At 31.6% G+C, this 22970-nt stretch carries 25 protein-coding genes; 12 read left to right on the top strand and 13 right to left on the bottom strand.

The window, feature by feature from the left end; genetic code table 11:
• Nucleotides 1–12 precede the first annotated feature (12 nt).
• Nucleotides 13–837 carry a phosphatidylserine decarboxylase gene (locus NIL_RS04215; protein WP_187648363.1) on the bottom strand — a complete coding sequence of 275 codons (825 nt, stop codon included), beginning with the start codon at nucleotides 835–837 and terminating at the stop codon, nucleotides 13–15.
• Nucleotides 838–1249: 412 nt separating this feature from the next.
• Here NIL_RS04215 and gltX point away from each other — a divergent pair, with 412 nt between their 5' ends.
• From gltX to NIL_RS04200, 3 genes are read left to right on the top strand one after another with little or no spacing between them, the layout of a single operon-like run.
• Complete coding sequence (gene gltX, locus NIL_RS04210) at nucleotides 1250–2548, top strand: glutamate--tRNA ligase (protein WP_187648362.1); 1299 nt, start codon at nucleotides 1250–1252, stop codon at nucleotides 2546–2548.
• Nucleotides 2545–2844 carry a YggT family protein gene (locus NIL_RS04205; protein ID WP_246434467.1) on the top strand — a complete coding sequence of 100 codons (300 nt, stop codon included), beginning with the start codon at nucleotides 2545–2547 and terminating at the stop codon, nucleotides 2842–2844. Before gltX ends, NIL_RS04205 begins: the two co-directional genes overlap by 4 nt.
• On the top strand, nucleotides 2841–4445 hold the full coding sequence (locus tag NIL_RS04200) for a lytic transglycosylase domain-containing protein (RefSeq protein ID WP_187648361.1): 1605 nt from the start codon (nucleotides 2841–2843) through the stop codon (nucleotides 4443–4445). Before NIL_RS04205 ends, NIL_RS04200 begins: the two co-directional genes overlap by 4 nt.
• On the opposite strand, the gene NIL_RS04195 is transcribed toward NIL_RS04200, so the two are convergent.
• Entirely contained in the window at nucleotides 4402–4884 is a 483-nt protein-coding gene (locus NIL_RS04195) for a hypothetical protein (protein WP_187648360.1), read from the bottom strand. The two genes, NIL_RS04200 and NIL_RS04195, sit on opposite strands and share 44 nt — an antisense overlap.
• Nucleotides 4885–5063: 179 nt before the next feature.
• Between NIL_RS04195 and mobB the strand changes: the two genes are divergently transcribed.
• Genes mobB through NIL_RS04160 form a run of 7 tightly spaced genes read left to right on the top strand, consistent with a single transcriptional unit; the run spans nucleotide 5064 to nucleotide 11845 of the window.
• On the top strand, nucleotides 5064–5549 hold the full coding sequence (gene mobB / locus NIL_RS04190) for a molybdopterin-guanine dinucleotide biosynthesis protein B (protein WP_187648359.1): 486 nt from the start codon (nucleotides 5064–5066) through the stop codon (nucleotides 5547–5549).
• A gap of 2 nt (nucleotides 5550–5551) precedes the next feature.
• Complete coding sequence (locus tag NIL_RS04185; protein ID WP_187648358.1) at nucleotides 5552–6397, top strand: class 1 fructose-bisphosphatase; 846 nt, start codon at nucleotides 5552–5554, stop codon at nucleotides 6395–6397.
• Between the two features lie 3 nt (nucleotides 6398–6400).
• Complete coding sequence (locus NIL_RS04180; protein ID WP_187648357.1) at nucleotides 6401–6601, top strand: hypothetical protein; 201 nt, start codon at nucleotides 6401–6403, stop codon at nucleotides 6599–6601.
• 56 nt (nucleotides 6602–6657) lie between these two features.
• Nucleotides 6658–8589 (top strand): methionine--tRNA ligase, encoded by a 1932-nt coding sequence (metG, locus tag NIL_RS04175; protein WP_187648356.1) that lies wholly within the window; start codon nucleotides 6658–6660, stop codon nucleotides 8587–8589.
• Complete coding sequence (locus tag NIL_RS04170; protein WP_187648355.1) at nucleotides 8586–9551, top strand: UDP-N-acetylmuramoyl-tripeptide--D-alanyl-D-alanine ligase; 966 nt, start codon at nucleotides 8586–8588, stop codon at nucleotides 9549–9551. The genes metG and NIL_RS04170 overlap by 4 nt, the downstream gene beginning before the upstream one ends.
• 13 nt (nucleotides 9552–9564) lie before the next feature.
• Nucleotides 9565–10716, top strand: coding sequence for a calcium:cation antiporter (locus tag NIL_RS04165; protein WP_246434466.1), 1152 nt, complete (start codon nucleotides 9565–9567; stop codon nucleotides 10714–10716).
• 37 nt (nucleotides 10717–10753) lie between these two features.
• Nucleotides 10754–11845 carry a TRAP transporter substrate-binding protein gene (locus NIL_RS04160; protein ID WP_187648354.1) on the top strand — a complete coding sequence of 364 codons (1092 nt, stop codon included), beginning with the start codon at nucleotides 10754–10756 and terminating at the stop codon, nucleotides 11843–11845.
• 71 nt (nucleotides 11846–11916) lie between these two features.
• Here the strand turns inward: NIL_RS04160 and queC are convergent, their stop codons facing one another.
• Genes queC through NIL_RS04140 form a run of 4 tightly spaced genes read right to left on the bottom strand, consistent with a single transcriptional unit; the run spans nucleotide 11917 to nucleotide 15938 of the window.
• On the bottom strand, nucleotides 11917–12585 hold the full coding sequence (gene queC, locus NIL_RS04155; RefSeq protein WP_187648353.1) for a 7-cyano-7-deazaguanine synthase QueC: 669 nt from the start codon (nucleotides 12583–12585) through the stop codon (nucleotides 11917–11919).
• A 29-nt stretch (nucleotides 12586–12614) separates the two neighbouring features.
• Nucleotides 12615–13382, bottom strand: coding sequence for a CheR family methyltransferase (locus NIL_RS04150; RefSeq protein WP_187648352.1), 768 nt, complete (start codon nucleotides 13380–13382; stop codon nucleotides 12615–12617).
• Nucleotides 13375–13944, bottom strand: a complete 570-nt coding sequence (locus tag NIL_RS04145) for a CheB methylesterase domain-containing protein (RefSeq protein ID WP_187648351.1) — start codon at nucleotides 13942–13944, stop codon at nucleotides 13375–13377. The genes NIL_RS04150 and NIL_RS04145 overlap by 8 nt, the downstream gene beginning before the upstream one ends.
• On the bottom strand, nucleotides 13941–15938 hold the full coding sequence (locus tag NIL_RS04140; protein WP_187648350.1) for a methyl-accepting chemotaxis protein: 1998 nt from the start codon (nucleotides 15936–15938) through the stop codon (nucleotides 13941–13943). Before NIL_RS04140 ends, NIL_RS04145 begins: the two co-directional genes overlap by 4 nt.
• A 152-nt stretch (nucleotides 15939–16090) precedes the next feature.
• Between NIL_RS04140 and ybeY the strand changes: the two genes are divergently transcribed.
• Both ybeY and NIL_RS04130 read left to right on the top strand, forming a co-directional pair.
• Nucleotides 16091–16519 carry an rRNA maturation RNase YbeY gene (ybeY, locus tag NIL_RS04135; protein WP_187648349.1) on the top strand — a complete coding sequence of 143 codons (429 nt, stop codon included), beginning with the start codon at nucleotides 16091–16093 and terminating at the stop codon, nucleotides 16517–16519.
• Nucleotides 16520–16663: 144 nt separating this feature from the next.
• A complete protein-coding gene (locus NIL_RS04130) occupies nucleotides 16664–17599 on the top strand; it encodes a calcium/sodium antiporter (RefSeq protein ID WP_187648348.1) in 936 nt (311 codons plus the stop codon).
• Between the two features lie 40 nt (nucleotides 17600–17639).
• Here NIL_RS04130 and mrdA read toward each other — a convergent pair whose 3' ends face one another.
• The 7 genes from mrdA to hisB form a co-directional block, all read right to left on the bottom strand.
• Nucleotides 17640–19424, bottom strand: coding sequence for a penicillin-binding protein 2 (mrdA, locus tag NIL_RS04125; protein WP_187648347.1), 1785 nt, complete (start codon nucleotides 19422–19424; stop codon nucleotides 17640–17642).
• Between the two features lie 413 nt (nucleotides 19425–19837).
• The gene (locus NIL_RS04120; protein WP_187648346.1) at nucleotides 19838–20299 is read right to left on the bottom strand and encodes an N-acetyltransferase; all 462 of its coding nucleotides are present in this window, start codon (nucleotides 20297–20299) and stop codon (nucleotides 19838–19840) included.
• The gene (yihA, locus tag NIL_RS04115) at nucleotides 20296–20895 is read right to left on the bottom strand and encodes a ribosome biogenesis GTP-binding protein YihA/YsxC (protein ID WP_187648584.1); all 600 of its coding nucleotides are present in this window, start codon (nucleotides 20893–20895) and stop codon (nucleotides 20296–20298) included. Before yihA ends, NIL_RS04120 begins: the two co-directional genes overlap by 4 nt.
• The gene (gene lptA, locus NIL_RS04110; protein WP_187648345.1) at nucleotides 20895–21380 is read right to left on the bottom strand and encodes a lipopolysaccharide transport periplasmic protein LptA; all 486 of its coding nucleotides are present in this window, start codon (nucleotides 21378–21380) and stop codon (nucleotides 20895–20897) included. The genes yihA and lptA overlap by 1 nt, the downstream gene beginning before the upstream one ends.
• On the bottom strand, nucleotides 21377–21889 hold the full coding sequence (gene lptC / locus NIL_RS04105; protein ID WP_187648344.1) for an LPS export ABC transporter periplasmic protein LptC: 513 nt from the start codon (nucleotides 21887–21889) through the stop codon (nucleotides 21377–21379). The genes lptA and lptC overlap by 4 nt, the downstream gene beginning before the upstream one ends.
• Nucleotides 21890–22393 (bottom strand): KdsC family phosphatase, encoded by a 504-nt coding sequence (locus NIL_RS04100; RefSeq protein ID WP_187648343.1) that lies wholly within the window; start codon nucleotides 22391–22393, stop codon nucleotides 21890–21892.
• Complete coding sequence (hisB, locus tag NIL_RS04095; RefSeq protein WP_187648342.1) at nucleotides 22390–22962, bottom strand: imidazoleglycerol-phosphate dehydratase HisB; 573 nt, start codon at nucleotides 22960–22962, stop codon at nucleotides 22390–22392. The genes NIL_RS04100 and hisB overlap by 4 nt, the downstream gene beginning before the upstream one ends.
• Nucleotides 22963–22970: the final 8 nt, after the last annotated feature.

The raw sequence follows: 22970 nt of genomic DNA, 5'->3' as shown, positions 1-22970 counted from the left end.
TTTGATATCTGCTTAGTAAAATTCGGCCACTTTATCGCCGAACTTTACTTTTTGGCCTGCAACTATTTCTAATTTTACACTATCTTTTTCAAAAAGCATCACTACCGTCGAACCCATCTTGAAATATCCTAGAAGTTCGCCTTTATTCATCCAAAGATTTTCATACTCATAAACAGAAATTTCTCTATTTTTGTTTGTCTCTATCCTACTTTCAAAAACCAAAGTCATCTGTCCTACATTCAAAGCGCCTACCAAAACGATATAAAGCAATTTAGAATCTTTTGTATAGCACTCTAAAATAACCCTTTCGTTTTCTATGAAAAGATTTATCTTTTTTCTAAGATATCTAAGGTTAACCGGATAGAGCTTACCTGGAATATGAATCACTTTTTTTATCTGAAGATCATAAGGCATGTGGTACCTATGATAATCTCTTGGAGAGAGATAAAAATTTATAAATTCACCGTTATAAACTCTTTTTTTACTCTTTTCGTCACACTCCAATAACAAAGAGTCAACACAATACTCCATACCTTTTATCTGAAAAAGTCTATCTTTTTGGAGTTTTCCGCATTCTGTTATAAGCGAATCTGTAGGAGATACAACCGATTTTTGATCTATATCTATGTCTCTTTGGTTAATAAGCTCTCTAGTAAAAAGCTCATTAAGAGTTTTATACTCTTCAGCTTTTTTAAACTCTTTCATATCCAATTTTAAAAATTTAACATACGATCTGTTAATAAATTTTTGAAGAGCAGGATGAAATCTGTGACTAGCAAATTTTCCGAAACTCTTTGAGATGATGTTGCTTATTACTCTTTTTCTTACTCTTCTCAAAAAAAGCCACTCCTTATTATTTTTATGATAAATATACCAAAAATTGGATAAAATCCCAAAACTTATTTGTTAATTGAACCCTCTGAATAAATAGAAATTAAGCGAAAGCTTTATCATTTTAGCTTGAAAATTTTATGTTGGTCATAAGAGCAAAAAAGTGCGCTCAACCCCGAAGGGGCGCTCCCCTGGCGTAGGCTATGCAAGTTTGCATAAACGCCTCGCCGTGCGGAGCTACCAACGCAAAGCAGTTTGTGCTGGCTTAACGCTCCTCCCGTTCGCACTTTTTAATAAAATTTTCAAGCGTTGCCGAAAGCAAAAATGATAACTTGCTTGAGCGAAATTTGCTATTTATTCAGAACACTCAATTAGTGTGGAGTTATGAAATACTCTATAAATTTAAACAAGGAGAATTATGCTTAGATTTGCTCCAAGCCCGACAGGCGATATGCATATAGGAAATTTAAGAGTCGCTATTTTCAACTATATAGTTGCGAAACAAAAACAAGAGAGATTTTTGGTTAGAATCGAAGATACCGATATTGAAAGAAATATAGATGGAAAAGATAAAGAGATACTAGAAATCTTGAAAAAATTCGATATTGAGTATGACGAACTTCTATATCAAAGTAAAAACATCACCTTTCATCAAAATTTTGCATATAAACTTTTGCAGGACAAAAAAGCCTTTGCATGTTTTTGTACCAAAGAGGAACTTGAAAAAGAGAGAGAAAAGGCAAAAAAAACAAAAATTGCCTATAGATATAGCGGAAAATGTGAAGAGATCACTATTGAAGAAGCATCTAAAAAAGCAGAACCTTTTGTAGTCAGAATCAAAAAACCCCAAAAAAGGATTGAGTTTAATGATATTTTAAAAGGAAAAATGGCTTTTGAGCCAAATGAAGTGGACTCTTTTGTTATTTTAAGAGCAGATGAAAGACCGACTTACAATTTTGCATGTTCGATAGATGATATGCTTCATGATGTATCTTTAATCATAAGAGGAGAAGATCATCTATCAAATACTCCAAAGCAGATACACATAAGAGAGCTTTTAGGATACACGAAAGATATAGATTATTGCCATCTTCCAATAATTTTAAATGAAGAGGGCAAAAAGATGAGCAAACGGGATAAGGCCTCAAGTGTAAAATGGCTTTTGGAAGAAGGTTTTTTGCCACAAGCGATCGCAAACTATCTCATACTTCTGGGTAACAAAACTCCAAAAGAGATATTTACTATGCAAGAGGCTATAGATTGGTTCGATCTTAAAAATCTATCAAAAAACAGCGCCAAATTTGATTTAGATAAACTAAGATTTATAAATAGAGCGCATATTAAAATATTAGATGATAAAATCTTAGCCAAACTTTTGGGTTATGATGATGAAAATATAGGAAAACTTGCTAAAATATATATTGAAGAGGCAAGTACTTTAAAAGAGCTAAAGCCTAAGATAGAAAAGATTTTTTCTAAAAAAGAGATTCCATCCGAGTATGAAAAAGAGGTTGAAGTTTTAAAAAAGTTGATAAAAGATTATAGTAATATAAAAAAGTTTGATGAGTTCAAAAAAATGTTGATGCAAGAAAGCGGATTGAAAGGTAAAAAGTTTTTCAAACCATTAAGACTACTCTTAACCGGCCAGGAGCACGGACCGGAAATTTCGCTTTTGTATCCGATTTTAAGAAAATTCATAAATGAGGTAGTAAGATGATAGTTATTTCCACACTTTTAGAAGCTGTCGCTAACATTTTACATATGGTAATCAATATCTATATATGGGTTGTTATTATAGCCGCGCTTATAAGCTGGGTACGACCGGATCCTTACAATCCTATAGTTCAAACACTCTATAGACTCACCGAACCAGTTTACTATTTTATAAGAAAATATATACCTACAGTTATCGGGGGTATCGATCTTGCACCTCTAATCGTTATTATCGTATTGCAGTTTATAGATCTCTTTTTGGTTAAACTTCTTTTTCAGCTAGCATACTCATTGCAATGAAAAAACTGATTTTAATGTTACCTCTTTTGCTATTTTCAAAAGAGGTAACATTAGATTTTATAACGCAAAAGCCCACATCTGTTGCCAAAGATTACTATATATGGCGTTTTTTAGATCAAAATATCACTTCCAATGAAGCCAATAAAGCCTTCTATCAAACAAAAAACGTAAATAGAAAAATCTTTCTTAGATTTGCAAAAAAAAGCGATGATAAATATATAAAAGAGATCGCTAGATGTATGAAACTAAAACCTAAAGAGTATATAAAAGAAAACGCGGAGTGTATTGCTGCGGGGATGAGTCCCTATAAATTTGTATCTTTAGACTTGGAAGAGAGAAAAAAAATAGCAAAAAAAGTAAAAAAGTTCGAAAAAACTTATAAAATTTTCACTGTTTTGTCTTCCAAATACCCTTTTTTTATACTTTTAAATAATGAATATATATTTTTTAACATTTTTAACCAAGTAGGAGATAAATTTCGTGAAAAACACCTTAACTACACAATACCGACATATTTTTTGGAAAAAATCAAAAATAAAAAAGGTTTTGACACTTTTGTAAATATCGCAATAACCAATCCTAAATTAAAAAAAATTCATTTTTCCTTTTTTGATATCTCTACTCAAGATTTAAGTGCTTATTCATCTTTTTTGATAGCGATTAATGCCATTAGATATTCAAAATACGAGATAGCTAAAAGGTTTTTAATATACTCTTATAATAAAGCATACTATACTTTCGATAAAGATAAAGCTCTTTTTTGGTTATACCTTATAACAAAAAATCCAAAAATTTTAGAAAAACTTACCGAATCAAAAGATATTAATATCTACTCTATTTACGCTAAAGAGAGACTTCACAAAAAAATCGATAATTTTGTCACTTTTGATTTTGAAAATAATAGCAACGATATCAATATAAAAGATCCCTTCGTTTGGCTAGAAATTTTAAATAAAACAAAGAGTTTAAAAGAGGAGGAGCTAAAAAGATTCGCTTTTAATTTTAGAAGCAAAAATCTTCTTCCGGTGTATGCTTTTTTAATGGAGAGATATTATAAATACAAAATTCATCCTTACATAACTCCATTCGAGAGTTATTTAAAAGGGGTAGATAAAAAAGATAGAGCTTTGATATACGCTTTAGCTAGACAAGAAAGCAGATTTATACCTTCAAGTATCTCTACTTCATTTGCATTAGGTACAATGCAGATAATGCCTTTTTTAGCAAAAGCCATAGCAAAAGAAAAAAATATAGATGGTTTTGATCTAGATCTTATGTTTGAACCTAAAATAAACCTCGATTTTGCCTTGCATCATATAAAATTTTTAAAAAGAAAACTAAAACATCCTCTTTTGATTGCTTACGCTTATAATGGTGGGATCGGTTTTACAAAAAGAAAAATTGTAAAAACTGATATTTTCGATGAAAATAAGTTTGAACCTTTTTTGGGAATGGAACTTGTTCCATATCCTGAATCAAGAAAGTACGGCAAAAAAGTTTTGGCAAATTATGTGATCTATTGTAAGATTTTGGGTGTTAAAGAGAATCTACACTCTCTTATTGAAAAATTAGTACCGTTTGACCGTAATCATCGCTTTTAAAGTGGAGCTTTTTAACCCCGCTATCTTTTGGAAATTTGACGAGATAGATTTTATACCAAGGTTTTACCATAGGCATCTCTTTTGTCAAAATATCCTCTCTTGACAACTCTTTTATCATGGTTGGTTCTTGATCGTTTAAAAGCAGATGGTACTTTGGATTGAGAAGACCGTTTTTTTTATCGTCCTCAAAATCGTTGGATATATAAACTCTAACAAAAAAATAGTCTCCATCCTCATATCTTTTATATATTGGATTTAGATAAGTTGCGATAATAAAAGCTTTATTTTCCATAGAAACTACAATTTCACCTTTTTTTGTATATGAAATAGCCTTTTCGTAGGGTTTGTCTTTGCTAAAAAACGCAAAACCGTTTTTATATCCGCATCCATTAAATAAAAATAGAGCCGTTAAAGTTACTATCAAAAAAATTTTTCTCATATACAGCCTTTAAAAATATTTAAATTCTTTTCATCCAATTATACAAAAACCCACCTTAACTGCCTTTTATCTATATTTTGGTAAAATCACAACAGATTTTGGTTGAGTGGCTGCTTAACCACTTAAAAGTTTTAACTTAATATTAATCTATAAACAAATTATATTATCAAAGGTAATCGATGAGAATCGCCGTAGCTTTTACCGGCCCTTCTAACAGTGGTAAAACAACAGCTATTGAAAAGATAGCGAAAAAACTCATAAACAAGTATAAAATCGTTATAGTAAAAAATGACCCAAAAGATAAAGCCAAATTTGATATAGAAGGGAAAGATAGTTACAAGTTTTATAAAACCGGGGCGGAAGTTGTAGTAACTTCACCTACAAGAACTACCTATTTTTCCCATAGAAAAAAAGAGTTGGAAGATATTATAAATATGGTAAATGATTTTGAAATAATGATAGTAGAGGGGTTAAAAACTCTCCCTTTGCCTAGAATTGCTATATTTAGAGAAAAAATAGACGAAAGCTATTTTGGTTTCATAAAAGCGGTTGCAATAGACAATAACATTGATAAAAAGAGTATTCCTAAAAATATAGATATTTTGGATCTTAACGATATTGATTCGATTATAGATTGGATATTTAAAAACGCAAAAGAGGTGTAGCTATGCATGAGATTTTTGAAGCGATAAAAAGAGGTGCAAAAAGAGTTCACGAAGCGATAAATTTTGAAGAACTCGGTTACTGTGAAGGTGAAAATTGTTCTGGTGAAAAACAACTAAAACTAGATGTTAAAAGTGACGAAGTAATAGAAGAAGAGTTATCAAAAATTAACTCCGTTAAAATTTTGGCAAGTGAAGAGAAAACCGAGCCACTTCTTATAAATGAAAACGGAAAATATCTTATAGGCTATGATCCTTTAGATGGAAGTAGTCTTATTGACGTAAATCTAAGTGTTGGTTCCATATTTGGTATTTATGAAAACGGTTTTAACGGAAAAGATTTGGTAGCTTCTGCATATATTGTTTACGGTCCGAGAGTAGAGCTTGTCATAGCCACAGTAAAAGTTGAAAGATTTATTCTAAGAGATGGAGAGTTTCATTTTATGGAAGAGATTAGGCTAGCTAACAAAGGTAAAATAAATGCACCCGGAGGTACTCAAAAAGAGTGGTACGACTATCATAAATCTATGATAGACTCTCTTTTCAAAGAGGGTTATAGGCTTAGATATTCTGGAGGAATGGTACCGGACCTTCATCAGGTTTTAGTAAAGGGTGGAGGACTTTTTAGTTATCCCGGAACAAAAGATAAGCCAAATGGAAAACTAAGAAAAGTTTTTGAGGTATTACCTTTTGCAAATATATTTGAAAAAGCCGGTGGATTTGCAATAAACGAAAAAGGAGAGAGACTTCTCAACCTCAAAATAGATAACGTTCACGATACTACTCCATGTTTTTTCGGCTCAAAATATGAGATAGATAGAGTAAAAGAGTATTATGATATAAAAGGTTAAAAATTGACTAAAGAGACTCAGATAGATAAATTTAAAAAAGCCTTGTTAGAAAAACTAGAAATTTTAAAAAAATGTCAGCAAGAAAAAAGTATTGATAGCTGTTTAAAATGCAATGAAATAATAGGCTGTAAAACAAGAAACGAATATGTAAACGCCGTATATGAGAGTATGAATAAAGGTGAAGGCGGAGGGTTTGAGTTTTAGTTTAAAATATTTATATTCTAATCGAAGATTTTTAAAAGAGGCAAGAAAGGATTTTTATGGGTAAAAAGATGTACATAACTACACCTATTTATTATGTTAACGACGTACCGCATATCGGACATGCATATACTACCATTATTGCAGACAGTGCAGCAAGATATTTTAGACTAAGAGGTTATGATACGTTTTTTTTGACGGGTACTGACGAGCATGGACAAAAGATAGAGCAATCAGCAAAATCCAAAAGAAAATCTCCAAAAGAGTACGCTGATGAGATAAGTAAAAAGTTTAAAGATTTATGGGATCAATTTGAGATTAGTTACGACAGATTTATAAGAACGACAGATTCAGAGCATATAAAAGGTGTTCAAAAAGCATTTGAAATTATGTACGAAAAAGGTGATATATACAAAGGGGAGTATGAAGGACACTACTGCATTAGTTGCGAAGCCTTCTTTCCCGAAACTCAACTAATTGAAGGTGAATTTTGTCCTGACTGTGGAAAAGTTACAACTATTGTTAAAGAGGAGAGCTACTTTTTTAGACTCTCAAAATATCAAGAAGATCTGCTAAAATGGTATAAAGAGGTAGATGACTCTATTTTACCTAAGTCTAAAAAAAATGAGGTTATTAGATTTGTAGAAGATGGACTTAACGATCTTTCCATCACAAGAACCAGTTTTGATTGGGGCGTTAAACTACCCTCTTCAATCAACGATCCAAAACATGTTATGTATGTATGGCTTGACGCCCTATTAAACTACATAACAGCTTTGGGATTCGGAACAGATGAAAAACTTATGCATTATTGGCCTGCAAACTATCATCTTGTAGGAAAAGATATACTCAGATTTCATGCAGTATATTGGCCGGCCTTTTTAATGAGTTTAGGACTAGAACTACCGTGTCACATAGCCGCTCACGGTTGGTGGACAAGAAACGGTGAAAAGATGAGCAAATCTAAAGGAAATGTAGTTGATCCAAAAACCGTTGCAGATGCGTATGGACTGGAAAATTTCAGATATTTTCTTCTAAGAGAAGTTCCTTTTGGTCAAGATGGTGATTTTAGCCAAAAAGCTCTGATAGATAGAATAAATAGCGATTTAAGCAACGATCTTGGCAATCTTCTAAACAGAATTATTGGAATGAGCGGAAAATATTTCGATTTTAAAATAAAGAGCGAAAATGTTAAAAAATTTCATGAAAAAGAATTAAAAGAGGTTGAAGAGATCACGCTCTCTTTAGAGAAATATGTAAAAGAGATGAAATGGAACAAATATCTTGAAGAGCTATGGAAAATCCTATCTATCGCCAATAAATCTATCGATACCTACGCTCCTTGGAGTAAGATGAAAGAAGGTAGGAACGACGAAGCTATGGCCACCATAGCGCTAGTAGCCAATATATTGACAAAAACCGCCCTGCTTTTACATCCTGTTATGCCTAAAACTACTTCTAAACTTGCGGATGCTTTGGGATTTGAAATTACAAAAGAGAATTTTGATAAATTTATCACAAATTGTCAGCTTTTAGAAGAGACTATTATTAAAAAAATTCTTCCTCTGTTTCCTAAAATAGAAGAACCTTTGATGCAAGAATCAAAACCGCAGGAGCAGAAAAAGAAAGAAGAGAAAAAAGATAACAAAGAGAAAAAAATAGAAGGCATCATTACTATAGAGGATTTTTTTAAAGTATCTATAAAAGTTGGGGTAATAAAAGAGGTCGAAGAGGTTCCAAAAAGCAAAAAACTTTTAAAACTCAAAGTAGATCTAGGTGAAGATAGGCCAAGACAGATAGTTGCAGGTATAAAAGAGTACTTTACACCTGACGAGTTGATTGAAAAACAGGTTTGTGTAGTTGCCAACTTAAAACCCGCAAAATTGATGGATATTTTAAGCGAAGGTATGATTTTGGCCGCAAAAGATGAGGATGGACTCACTTTAATAACACCTATGAAGCGAAAAAAACCCGGCACCCCTGTTAAATGAGAATAGAAAACCTTGTTTATCTTATTGGCGGGGAGCTTAAAAGCTCTCCTTGCGTATCGGAAATAAAAGGTTTCTCTTTTGATTCAAACAGTATAAAAAGAGGGGAACTTTTTTTCGCAAAAAATAAAAAGGATATAAACCAAGCAGTTCAAAACGGAGCGTATGCCGTTTTATTTGAAGGTTGGACGCAGATAACAGACTCGGAAATCGCTTGGATAAAAGTAGAAAACATAGAAATTGCCGCATTAAAACTTCTTAGATTTTTTCTCATACAAAAATCGATACCTATATTTAAACTATCTTCTGTTGAATACAATATCGCAAAAGAGCTTAGTAATGATAAAGATATACTTTTTATAAAAAAAGATTTTATAAAAGCTTTAATCGACTTTTTTAAAAAAGATGTAAAACTGATATTGATCAGCGATACAGATAGTTTAAAAAGGTTATCGCTCGATTATAATACGCCAAAAATCTCAAAAAAAGTAAATATTATAAAAACGTATATTTTCGAAACATCTTTTATTTACGACAATATTTTTTATGAAAGAGTTTATATAAGTCCTATTTTTATAGAAGAGTTCAATAGAGTTTTAAATCTTTTAGAAGAGCGCTTTGTTGAATTTAACTTAAAAAATATAGAAAAATTAGACCATTTCAAGCCTTATTTTATAGATAATAGATTCTCTTTAAAAGAGTTTGGAAAGAGTGATAAAGTAATAATAATCGAAAATGATTATACACTTTTGGAAAAAGAGAGGAGTTTTTTGGAAAGCGACGCTAAATGGGCTAAAAAAATTTATATAAGCGATAAAAAAACAAAAGGGTTTATATTTGAAAAAAGATTTGATAAAATAAAGGAAATTTTGTACAATGAACATTTTAATTTTGCTCTTATAGCAAAGAAAGATCTAAAACTTGAAGATTTAGAGATCAAAAAAACATACAAATCACTTTTTTAAGGAGTATTATAAATTGGAATCTTCTGACAAACCTTCGTCGAGTTTTATGGAGTTTTTCTCCGCATATTGGGATATCTTCGTAGGTATTTTTTTTGGTATATTAGCTTTTTTGGCTCACAAAAACGGCCTTCCTTTAGTAAGCACTATATTAGCAGCGATTTCAATAGGCGCACTATCCGTAACAATTTCGGAGATTGCCGAAATCTTAGCCGAAAGATTAGGCGAGCCTTACGGTAGTTTCGTTTTGACTTTTAGTGCGGTTGCGGTTGAGATACTTTTACTTTTTATGATACTAAGCAGTGGTGAACATGCTGATCCTGAAACGCTTGAAACAGTAAAAAGCGGTATAATCTCTGCTGTAATAGTCGATATGAACGTACTTTTAGGACTTGCCGTATTCGTAGGAGGTCTGGCTTTTAAAGAGCAAGAACACAATGAAGATACGTCGAGTACCTATACTACAATTTTATTTGTTTCTGCACTAGCACTTTTAGTTCCAAGTGTATTACAGTTTTCCAACGAAGCGGAAAAAAAACTTACAGAAGCGAGTATAATAATATCGATAATGTTAGCAATATATTATATTTTTATATATATATTCCAGACAAAAACCCATTCTCATTTTTTTAAATCTACTGCAAGAAGCAGGATTATGAGAATGAAAAGAAAAATCAACGAAGAGGAAGAAGAGGAAAATTATATATTCGATAAATTCTCTAACTTTATAAATTTTATAGTTATTTTTGCTCTTATACTGATGGTTGGATTTATAGCAGAGATTTTTGCTAGCGACGGTATGCCGGTTTTTAAAGAACTTGGTATATCTACAGGTTTAGCCGGTTTAATCATAGCTATCATAAGCGTTACTCCAGAAATTTTCACTGCCGTAAAAGCTGCTAAAAATGATCAGATTCAAAGAGTTATCAACATAGCGATGGGAGCATCAACGGTTTCTATTTTGTTGACTGTTCCTATATTGATGGCTCTTTCTTATATGAACGGTATTCATTTTACTTTAGATTTTAACTCTTTACAGATTGGTGCTTTGATTTTTACGGTAATTCTTGCTTGGAAAACAACCGATAATGGTGAAACCAACTATATAGAGGGAATATCACATCTAATGCTATTTATCTGTTTTGCCGTAATTGCCGCGCTGTATTAAATAGATAGAAGGTTATGGAAAATTAAAAGGATTTGAAATGAAAAGAAGAACCTTTATCGCTACTACCGCTATAGCTACGGCTTCTTTTATTTCGGGGTGTAAAAGAGAAGAGAAAAACTACTCTTCCATAAATATAAATAAAAAGAAAAAAATTGAGATTAAACTCTGTACCAGCTGGCCGGCAAATTTTCCTATAATGGGAGAAGGCGTAGAGAGATTTGCAAAAAGAGTCAACGAGGCAAGTAACGGAGAAATAGAGATAAAAGTTTTCCCAAAAAACATTCTCATTCCAGCACTCCTAGTTTTTGATGCATGTAGCAGCGGTCAGATAGACGCTTTTCATTCAGGTCCTTACTACTGGAAAGGTAAAAATGCCGCTTTTAGTCTTTTTGGAGGATTTCCTTTTGGATTTACGGCAAACGAGATGGGCGCATGGATGATGTTTGGAGGAGGATTGGATATCTGGAGAGAGATATATAAAAAATATGATCTCTATCCGATGCTTGGAGGAAATACAGACGTTCAAATGGGAGGATGGTTTAGAAAAGAGATAAAAACTCTCTCAGACCTCAAAGGTCTAAAGATGAGAATTCCGGGTCTTGGCGGAGAGGTTATGGCAAAACTTGGAGTTAATCCAATACTTTTGCCTGCCGGAGAGATCTATACCGCTCTGGAAAGAGGTACTATAGACGCTACCGAATGGGTTGGTCCTGCTTTAGATATAAAAATGGGATTTTTTAAAGTTGCAAAATATTACTATAGCGGTTTTCATGAACCCGGAAGCGTTTTGGAACTAACTTTCAATAAAAAAGTGTGGGATAACTTGGGAAATGAGCATAAAAAATTGATAGAATCTTGCGCCAATGAACTAAACTCCACTATGGTTTTCGAATTTCAAGCACAAAACGCTAAGGCTTTAAAAGAGTTAAAAAGTAGAGGCGTAATTTTAAAAAAATGGCCAAAAGAGATTGTAGATGCGGCAAAAAATGCTCTTTTTGAAGTAATTAAAGAGCAATCTAAAAAGAGTGATGATTTCAAAAAAGTTTGGGATATAATCGAACCTTTTTGGTTAGAAAATAGAGAGTGGTCAAATCTTGGATTAAAAAAATATCTTCAGATGAGAGGCTGATTAGAAATTTATAAATCGTAAAGTAGAATCAAAGCCAAAAATGTAACTTTTCTGATCTACATTTAATAAATTTAATTGCTAATTTTATAAGGTATCTTATCTTTTATGCCAGCCTTTTTAAAACCCTTTAACCTTAAACGACAACTATCACAAACCCCACATGCTTCATCTTCGGCTTGATAACAGCTCCATGTAAATTCAAGAGGAACCCCTAACTCTATAGCCTTAGAGACAATATCCTCTTTACGTAAATGAACAAGAGGAGTTTTTAGTTTAATCTTAGTTTCCTCTTTAATTCCTAGATTTATTGATCTCTCCATAGATTTTATAAACTCTTCCCTGCAGTCTGGATAACCGCTACTATCCTCTTCTACAACACCTATGTAAATAGCTTCGGCCGCCTCTTTTTCTGCAACAGCCGCAGCAATACTCAAAAATATACCGTTTCTAAAAGGAACGTATGTAATCGGAACTCCCGGTTTCAAACCATCTGTAGGTACTGCAATATTTTTGTCTATTAACGCAGAAGCGCCTATTTGAGAAAAAAACGGTAATTCTACAACATAAATCTTTGCATTCAAGGCTTTTGAGATTTTTTCAAAACATTCTAGCTCTTTTTTTTCGGTTCTTTGTCCATAGTTAAAATGCAAACCTATTATTTCATACCCTTTGTTTTTTGCTATATATGCCACCACCGCACTATCCATACCTCCGCTAATAATACAAACCGCTTTTTTCATATCCTACCTTAATTTTTTTTGAGATTTTATCAGATTTTTTTTAAAATCTGCAAACCAGGTATCTTCACTCTTTCAAATCCTGGCATTTGTTTTATTATATCCGCGTGTCCTAAAAGTAGATATCCACCTGGCAGTAAAAGTTTGTGAAAAATCTTAAGCGCTTCTTCTCTACTTTGATCGTCAAAATAGATAAAAAGATTTCTGCTAAAAATAAAATCAAATTTTCCAAGAGAGAATATTTTTTTATCAAAGAGATTTAAATATTTAAAAGTGATATATTTTTTATACATATCTTTAAACATATAATTTTTACCAACTTTTTCAAAATATTTTTCTAACAAATCTTTTGGAACATACAACACTCTTCTTTGCGTATATATACCTATTTTTGCCTCTTCTATAACTTTTGTATTTATATCGGCGCCCATAATCTCAAAATCTCTAAAATCGTTTTCAAACAAATATATTAAGATAGTATATGGTTCTTCACCGCTAGAACAAGGAATCGATAGAAATCTATATTTTTGTTTTATATCTTTTTTAATCTCTTCAATAACAAAATCAAAATGCCCTTTCTCTCTGAAAAAAAAACTCTCAGAAACGGTCAAAAAATTTACAAAATCTTGAAAAAGCTTCTCGGAATTTTTTAATGCCATTAAAAAATCTCTACAATCGCTGTAATTTATATGTTTATAAAATTTAACAATTTTATTTTCTAAAATGTATAGTTTGTTTTCAAAAACAATTCCGGTTTTTTTGTAAAAAAATTTCAAAATATCATCAAGGCATTTATTCATTTAAAAATCTTTCTATCTCTTTGATGATTTCATCTAGTGACAGGACTTTAGAAGTTGCACCAATCTCTTTGGCCCTCTTAGGCATTCCGTAAATTACGGAACTCTCTTTATTGGAGGCCAGCGTAACTGCACCTCTTTTTTTTAAAGACATTAGACCTTTTACACCATCATCACCTATCCCGGTCAATATAATTCCCAAAATATTATGTACATCATTTTTTCTATCTGCTAATGATTCGAAAAAAATATCTATATTTGGTTGAAACAAGGTTTGATAGTTTGAAAGCTGAAAAATCTCTTTTCCATTATAATTTTTATACAAAGTGTTTTTAAAAGCAGTACATATATATATTTTTCCTATTTGCAACTCCAACTTATCTTTTGTAATTTCTATTGGCAAATTAGCTATAGCCGAGATTCTTGAGACAAAACTTTCTAAAATATCGGGTTGCATATGTAAACAGATAACAATTGAGCCTTTTTGCGCTTTTTCAATCCTTTTTGCAACTTTTTCTATAATAGAGGGGCCGCCGGTAGAGATTCCAATAGCTACGATTTTCATGTTTTAAACTGTTCAAGAAGGTTGCTTAACTCTTCTATCTGTTTATAAAGATGTTCCGTTGCAGTAGCTATCTCTTCCACGCTTCTTGCGTTTGAAGATGATATATCGTTTATTCTTTCTATTTCGTTTAAAATATTTTCTATTTCTATTCTTATTTCTTTTATACTTTTAGAAGACTCTTCAGATTTTTTTACACTATTTTGCATAACATGAGATACTTCATCAATATCTTTTTCAACAATCGAAGCCGATTTAGTCATCTTTGAAAACTCTTTAGCATTTAATGAGATCTTTTCGCTTATTATATTTATACTATCAATTAACCTATTCATTGTATCGCTAATATTTTCAACATGCTCACTAGATTTTTCGGCCAAATTTCTAACTTCTTCGGCAACAACAGCAAAACCTTTACCGTGTTCTCCAGCTCTTGCCGCTTCTATAGCTGCGTTTAACGCTAAAAGATTTGTCTGACTAGCAATTGACTCTATAAGATTTAATACATTTTTAGTCTCATTTGTTCGCTCAATTAATTTTTCCAGATCTTGCACTATTTTTTCTTCATTTTTCGAACTATCTTGAACTGTTTTTACTAACTCGAGAATACTGTTTCTAGAAATATCAAGTTTTTCATTGGCTTTTTTTACCTCTTCCTTTGATTCATCAAGCCTTTTCACGGTATTTTCAAGAGGTTCTTTCATATAATTTGCTTTTTGTGTGGTAGAAGAGACAATGGTTGATTCTTCTTCGGCTCTCTTTCCTATTTCCATAGCAGTTGAGCTTAGTTCTGCTGCTATAGAAGCATCTTCTTGAGCCGCAATCTTTGCTTGATTTATAACTTCTTTTGCAGAGTTCATTGTTTGGTTTATACTTTTTGCTATAATTCCAATCTCATCATCTGTATCTATCTCAATTTTTTTTGTAAAATCTTTTTTTTCGGCTATCTCTTTTAATATATCCTTTATTTTAACAATCTTGAAACTGATAGATCTATTTGCAATAACATAACCTAATATCAATATTATAATAACAATTACAATTGAAAAAAATGTATGTGTTATCAAAACTCTTTTCTTAACTTCTATAGTTCTTGATATATATAAAAGTAATTTGTTTGACATAAAATTTTCAACATCTTTTAAAAGATCGATTTTTTGGGTAATTTTTTTGAACCAATACGAAGGTTCTATATTAAACCCTCCTACATCACCCTTTTCAATGGCAATCCTTTCCATTCTTTCAACTTCTTGAATCACATCTCCTTTTATTTTACTCTTATAATAGTCGATAAACTCTTTTGGAGCTGCTACTTCAAAACTTTTTATAAATGCCTTCTGCTCGCTTAAAAGAGTTAAAAATTTTACAAAAAAACCTTCTAAAAACTTCTCTCTTGCAAAAGTATTAGATAGAACCGCCCTCTCTATCCCGGCTCTCTCTTTAGATAAAAGAAAATTAGTGTACGCTATTAATTTTTTTGCCAATTCTGCATTGTTACTCTTTTTTGATATGAGGGCAATAGTATCTAAAAAATATCCGTTTAGTGTAGTATAATATTTTAATGCCTCTTTCGTATCTATAGAGAAATTATCGATTTCTTTTCTAACACTATCAAGTTTTTTTAGAAGTTCAAAAGCTTTTTTATACTCTTTTTTTATAGTACTGTCGATTTCACTAAAATTTTTAGACTTCATAAAAGAAATAAGTTCTGCTTTTTTAATATTGGTTAACTCTCTTTGCTCTTTAATCTCATTAACAAACTTTTTTCCTTTGCTTCCTAGAAAACCTGCCGTTCTACCACGCTCTTTTTGCAACTCATGAACTATATTTGAAATTTTTACTGATAAAACAACGCTATTTTTCAAATTTTTGTTAATTTTGTAATCCTTGTAGTTTTCATATATTAAAATATAAGAGAGTATTACTACGCTTAAAACAGATATTGCAACAAGCAAAATAAGCTTTGTTTTAATTGTAAGATTTTTTAAAAATTTCATATACAGCCTTTCTCCACATTTTATTTTATTTATTTATTTTTATATTTTACAAAGTTTTTACAATATTTTATATAAATTTTATATTTTTTTTTATTAAATAGAGTTAAATAAAGCTACTTCTGCTAAAATAACTTAAACTTTAGGGAGATAATATGATAGATTTAGATAATAGAACAGACTACGATTTCGATATAGATTTTTTGGAAAAGATAGCGCAAAATCTAACAAACAGAGATATTGAACTTATTTTAACCGACGATGCGGAAATAAAAGCTATAAATCATGAATTTAGAAATGTAGATAAACCAACAGACGTTATAAGTTTTCCTCTTGAAGAAACACCAGGAGCTTTGCTTGGAGTAATTGTAATATCTGTAGATAAAGTTTTAGAGGCTACACAAAAGTTTGGACATACACCCAAAGAGGAATTGGCACTTCTTTTTATACATGGCCTTTTACATCTTTTAGGATATGATCATGAAAAAGATAACGGAGAGATGAGAGAAAAAGAGAAAGAGATTATAGATAAATTTGGTTTGCCAAAAAGTTTGATTGTAAGAAATGAAGATTTAGATGGTTAAGTTGTTAAATTGTTGAGTGGATGAGTAGTTGAGTAGAAGAATTGGTTATAAAACTACTCAACTAATTTAACTTTTTTAAACTATTTCAACCACTTTACTACTAAACATTTTTAACTATTTTAACTTAATAATAAAGGAGCATATTTGGATTTTATCATCTTCATAATTTCTATGACGATTCTTATAAAAGGAGCTGACTTAATCATAAAAGAGGCAGAAAGAATAGCTTTGCATTTCAATATTTCCGAATTTGTAATAGGCGCTACCTTAGTTGCGATAGGAACCAGTCTTCCGGAAATGGCCGCTAGCATAGCGGCAAGTTACAACCATAAAAGCGAAATGGCGGTAGCAAACGTTTTAGGTAGTGTCATACTCAATATAACTTTAGTTTTAGGTCTCGTTTTTTTAATCTCCAAAAATATCAATCCAAAAAGAGACATCTTTGCAAAAGATAGCACATGGGCATTAATTCCGGTTTTCGTTTTTATTTTAATGGCTTTTGACGGCGTAATTACTAGATTTGAAGGTTTTTTGTTCTTGATTTTAATGGTAGGATATGTAATATTTTTATCAAAAGAGGCTACACTGCTCTCTGAAGAGATAGATGAGGATCTTGTTAAAGAGCCTTTTTCATGGTTAAAAACATCGATACTATTAATCGTTGGATTTGTAAGTGTAGTTGGAGGAGCCGATTTTGCAATCCAGAGCGCTTCAAATGTAGCTAGAAATTTTGGAATAAGCGAGTGGATAATCGGTCTATTCTTGATAGCTTTCGGAACGAGTCTTCCTGAACTTATGGTTAGTATAGTTGCCGCAATAAACAAAAAAGCAGATATGAGCATAGGAAATATAATAGGATCTAATGCGGCAAACTTCACAATTGTCTTAGGTTCGGCCGCAATTGTAAATCCGTTAGATGTTGATATTCACAAATATCTGTTTGATATATCAACAGCTCTTGTTGTTTCAGTAGTTTTAGTTTTCATAACGGCTAACAAAATGTATAACAAGGCTGCTGGTATAGCTCTTTTAACAATACTTACTCTTTTTGCTTACAACTCCATATCAAGCTTGGGTTAACAAACAAAGCAAACAAGTTTTTTAACCCTTGCCTATATTTTTATTTTATATATCCTAGTTCTATTAACTTATCATATATTTTTGAAACTATCGGCCCGGCCGCACTTCCTCCATGTCCTCCGTGTTCTACTAAAACGGTTACCACATATTTTGGATTTTTATAAGGCCCGTAAGTTGTCAGCCAAGCGTGAGAACGGCTATAATATTTTAGCTCTTCTTCTTTCATTCTCTCCTTTTCATCCTGAGGAATGCCAATAACCTGAGCGGTACCGGTTTTACCTGCTATTTTTATAGATGTCTTTATATGTGCCGTAGCCGTCCCTTTAGGATGATTACAAACTTCATACATAGCCCTTCTTATAGCTGGTAGCTTTCTTTTTTGAAGAGGTGTCAAAACATCTTCATATTTTGGTTTATACTTTTTGTTTACAAACCTTTTTGCGAAATGAGGAGTAGGAAGTTTACCTGAAGCTAAAAGAGCGGTATGTCTAGCCATCTGCATAGGCGTTACTAAATCATATCCCTGTCCTATCGATGCTACAACGGTTTCGCCTATATACCATTTTCTACCGTATTTTCTCTCTTTCCACTCTTTGTCTGGAATAATTCCTATAAATTCATTTGGAAGATCAACGCCGGTTTTTCTTGCAAAACCCAACTCTCTTAAAGTTTTTGCAATTTTATCTATACCAACTTTCAAACTACCTTCGTAAAAATATACGTCACAACTCTCTCTTATAGCTTTTTTCATTCTTGTTTCGCCGTGTCCCGTTCTTTTCCAACACCTAAACTTTCTTTTTCCTAGTTCTATCGCACCATTGCAGTAAAATGGAGTATATGCGTTTATTTTTTTTGTATCTAAAAAAGAGAGCGCAACTCCCATCTTTATAGTAGAAGCCGGAGGATAGAGTCCGTTTATGAGTTTGTTTGTAAACGGGTGGTCAAAGTTGTTTATAAGCTCATACCATTTATCTTTTGAAATTCCCGATACAAACATATTTATATCATATTCTGGAAAACTCCCGGCAGCCAAAATCTCTCCGTCAAGCCCCATAACAATAGCAACACCAGCTTTTGATTCAAATAGTTTTTCTATATATTTTTGAAGTCTTATATCTATCGTCAAAACAAGATCTCTATTCTCTTTTGGTTCTTTTTGTTCAAGAGTCTCTATCTCTTCGTTAAAAGCGGTTACTTTTACAAGTCTATATCCAAGTTCGCCTTGAAGATATTTGTTATAATATTTTTCGACTCCCGCTTTACCTATAATTCCAACAAGTTTTGCAACTTGATCTCTTTTTGCCTCTTTTTTATTTGTCCTTGAGACATAACCTATAATATGAGAAGCCAAATCTTTATTGGGATAGTATCTTTTAAACGTAGGTTCTACCAAAATATCTTTTTTTAGATTTAACTTTACAAAATGGGGAAGAACCTCTTCATAAGGAATAAAACTCACAACTTCTATAAAATCGTGATTGTAAGGAGAATCCTTTCTTTTATATTTTCTATACATTTTCGCTTTATCAAGATTTGGAAAAAGGGAGTGAATATAATCTATTGTGGTATTAAGTTCTTTGATTTTTTTCTTATATGATAGATGCGGTTTAACCTTTATTTTAAATCCTATATTGTTCACTGCTAGAGGTTTTAAATTTCTATCAAGAATCTCTCCTCTTGTGGGAATAATCCACTCTTTTTTGATCATATTTTGTTTGGCTAAAGATTCATAATAACTATTAGATTTAATACTAAGGTAGTAAACCTTGCTCAGAAGAACTATCCATACAAGCAAAAACAGGTAGAAAAAAATCTTTAATCTCATCTATCCAACAACCAACACTAAAAAAATCTCAATCAATATATATCCAAAATAGTCTGAATTTACAATTATGATATCTGTTTTAAAAATTTTATGCAACAAAAATATAAAAACAGGATAGGTAAGATAAAAAGTTACCACTGCAAAAACTTTTAAAATAAAAATTTGTAAAAAATATTTATACAGTTTCAAAAAAACATTTTTTAAAAAAATAAAAAATAAAAAAGTACTAAAAAAAGGTAAAGAGTGATCTGCTTCAAAAAAAAGAGTATAAATTAATATATAAAAATTTAACGATTTACTCTCTTTATTATTCAAAAAAAACCAAAAAGCGACACCCAAAAGGGGCGGAAGAAATAAATATATAGTAGTTAACGTTTCATATAAAATTGAAAGTAAAAATATAAAAAAATTTCTTATATTTTTTTTATCATCGATATTTCGTTGCATATAGGAAAATGTTTGCATTTTATACAATCTGCCCAGATTTTATGCTCAGGGATTTTCTCTTTTTCGATCTCTATAAAGCCCAATTTCTCAAAAAACTCTTTACTGTAAGTTAATGAGAGTATCTCTTGTACGCCTAACTCTTTACCCTCTTGGATAGCCTTTAAAACCAAATTTTTACCTACTCCCAAACCCCTAAAGTTTTCATCAACTATCAAACTTCTAATTTCGGCTAATGTTTTTGTATGAATATGCAAAGCGGTAAAACCAATAATCTTTTTATCTTTTTGAGCTATTATGTAAGATCTAATATTTGTTGCTATTTCATCATCGCTTCTTGGAAGTATTATACCCTCTTCAACAGCCTTTTTAACAACCCTTTGCATATCTTCAATATGATAAAGTTTAGGTTTACAATAGGTTATCTTCATACCTCTTTTCCAAAAACAGTTTTTATAATCTCTTTTTTAAGTTCTTCAATACCTCTTTTTTTTGTGTTTGATACCAAAATTGCATCGGGAAAATCTCTTTTTAATTTTGAAAGCTCTTTTTGTTTTAGTTTGTCAACTTTAGTAAAAACTTCTATTAGTTTTTGATCCGGTTTTCTTATCGTTTTTATAAACTCTTTTGCATCTTCATCTATCTTTAGCTTAGGATGTCTTGCATCTCTTAAAAGTATATAAACTCTTATAGATGCTCTATTTTTAACAAATTGCGTAAGATTTTTTTGCCATTCGTTCTTTAAACTTTTAGATGCTTTCGCATACCCAAACCCGGGTAAATCCACAAACATCAAAGGAAAAATATCTTCATCGCTTTTATACTCTATATCGAAAAAATTTATAAGTCTTGTTTTTCCCGGAGTTGCTGAACTTTTTGCTAGATTTTTTCTCTCCACCAAAGAGTTAAGCAAGGAGCTTTTTCCTACATTACTTCTTCCTAAAAAAGCCACTTCGCTTAAACTCTCAGGAGGAGCCTCCTTTATAGAAGGTGCAGAAGTCACGAAGAAGGCTTTAACAGCCTTTATCACTTATCTACCTTTGTTGAGTTTTCTTCAATTTTAAAGATAAATTTTACCGGTTTATCTTTATCGCCTTTTACTGAAGCTTGACCGGTAAGCCTATTTACTACTATTTTTTCGCCATATATCTTTCTCATTTCCGGTTTTTGCAAAATAAAAACATCTTTTTCTAAAATATACTCTAGCTTACTTGGCAAATAAACTATCTTTTGCGCTTTACCCTCATAAGATTTGTTATCATCCAAAACTATCTTAAACTTTACGTTTTTAAAAGCTTCATATTTTATAGGCTTTCTATCTTTATCAAAATACACTATAACTTTTTGTGCTTTTATCCTATCTTTGCCTTTTTTAATATCTACGTCACCCGTAAATATAGATATAAGTTTTTTCTCATCAGCTTCAAATGCTTTTGATGTTATCTCCACATCGGCCGCAAAAAGAGATAGAGACACTAAAAACATATAAGTAACTATCTTTTTTATACTCATTTTCTCTTCTTCTCATATATTTTTGCTTCTATATTTTTAGCCAAAATTTTACCTTTATTTCTATAATAAATCAAATCAGTTCCCACAACTTCAGCACTATTGGTAAAAAGACTAAATCTAGTTTTACTTTTTATTATCTCTTTTTGAGTATCGTACTCAGCTTGTTCGGAAAAAAAACTAATATCCTTCGTTTTATAAAAAATTTTACCGTACAGATAAATAATATCTTTTTTATAAACTCCTTTTTTTGCCTTTAACTCCTCTTTTGGTTCTTTGTAGCCATAATATTTAATATCTTCAATCTCCAATCTGTCTTTATATTTTTTTCCTATTTGTCCAAAAAGTTTTGTTTCAAGTCCATTTTTATTTATCTCATAAGTTACAAAATCTTTAAAAACAACCTCCGGGATATCTTTAGCGCTTTTGATATCCAATCTATAAGGCTTCACATAGATAGTCCATATAAAGAAAAAAAGTATTAAAGATAGTAAAAAATAGATCAGTTTCAACTATATTTCCTCAATCCAAAAATTGAGATACTCTTTAAAAAGACCCTCTTTTTTAAGAAGATATTCTATCATTTCCCTAACCGCTCCGTCTCCACCTTTTTTAGAAAGCACTACATCTACGTGTGAGTGCAAAAAATCAACGGCATCGTTTGGCGCAAAACTTATTCCAACTTTTTTAAGTAGTCTAAAGTCGTTTAAATCATCGCCTATAGCTGCAATATTTTTAAAATCCAATCCACAATCCTCTTTAATTTTTAAAAGAGCCTCCAGTTTGTTTTTTACTCCCTGATAAAGATAATCAACTCCTAACTCTCTCGCTCTTCTTTCCACAATTTTAGAATCTCTTCCAGTTACTATGGCTACCTTTTTTCCAAATCTCATCCACTGCTTTATAGCAAAACCGTCTTTTACGTTAAACTCTTTGAGCTCATCTTCGCTGTTAGTATATATAATCTTTCCATTTGTCATACATCCGTCAACGTCCAAAATCAAAAGCTCTATCAAAGCACACCTTTCGTACTTGGAATAGAAGCTTTATCACTCTCTTTTAGAGCTCTTCTTAATGCCACAGCTAAAGATTTAAATGCGGCTTCTGCTATATGGTGTCTGTTTTTTCCTCTTTTTTTAACAATATGTGTGGTAATTTTGGCGTTGTAAACAAAAGCTCTGAAAAACTCTTCGAAAAGTTCACAATCAAACTCTCCGATTTTGCCCTCAATATCTACTTCATACAATAAAAAAGGTCTATTTGAAAGATCAAGTGAACACTCAACGGCGGCTTCATCCATAACGACTACCGCATCGCCAAATCGCTCTTTGTTTTTCAAAGGGAATACAGCTTTATTAAAAGCTTCCCCCAAAACGATTCCTACATCTTCTACACTATGATGAAAATCTACGTGAAGGTCACCTTTACACTCTATTTCAAGATCAAAATACGCATGTTTGGCTAAACTCTGAAGCATATGATCGAAAAAACCTATACCTGTGTCAATACGATATTTACCGGTTCCCTTAATATCTAGTTTTACAAAAATATCCGTCTCTTTCGTTACTCTTTTTATCTCAACCATACCGATCC

Source organism: Nitrosophilus labii (genome assembly GCF_014466985.1).
Classification (GTDB): Bacteria; Campylobacterota; Campylobacteria; order Campylobacterales; family Nitratiruptoraceae; genus Nitrosophilus_A; species Nitrosophilus_A labii.
This window is presented reverse-complemented; position numbering and strand designations above follow the sequence as displayed.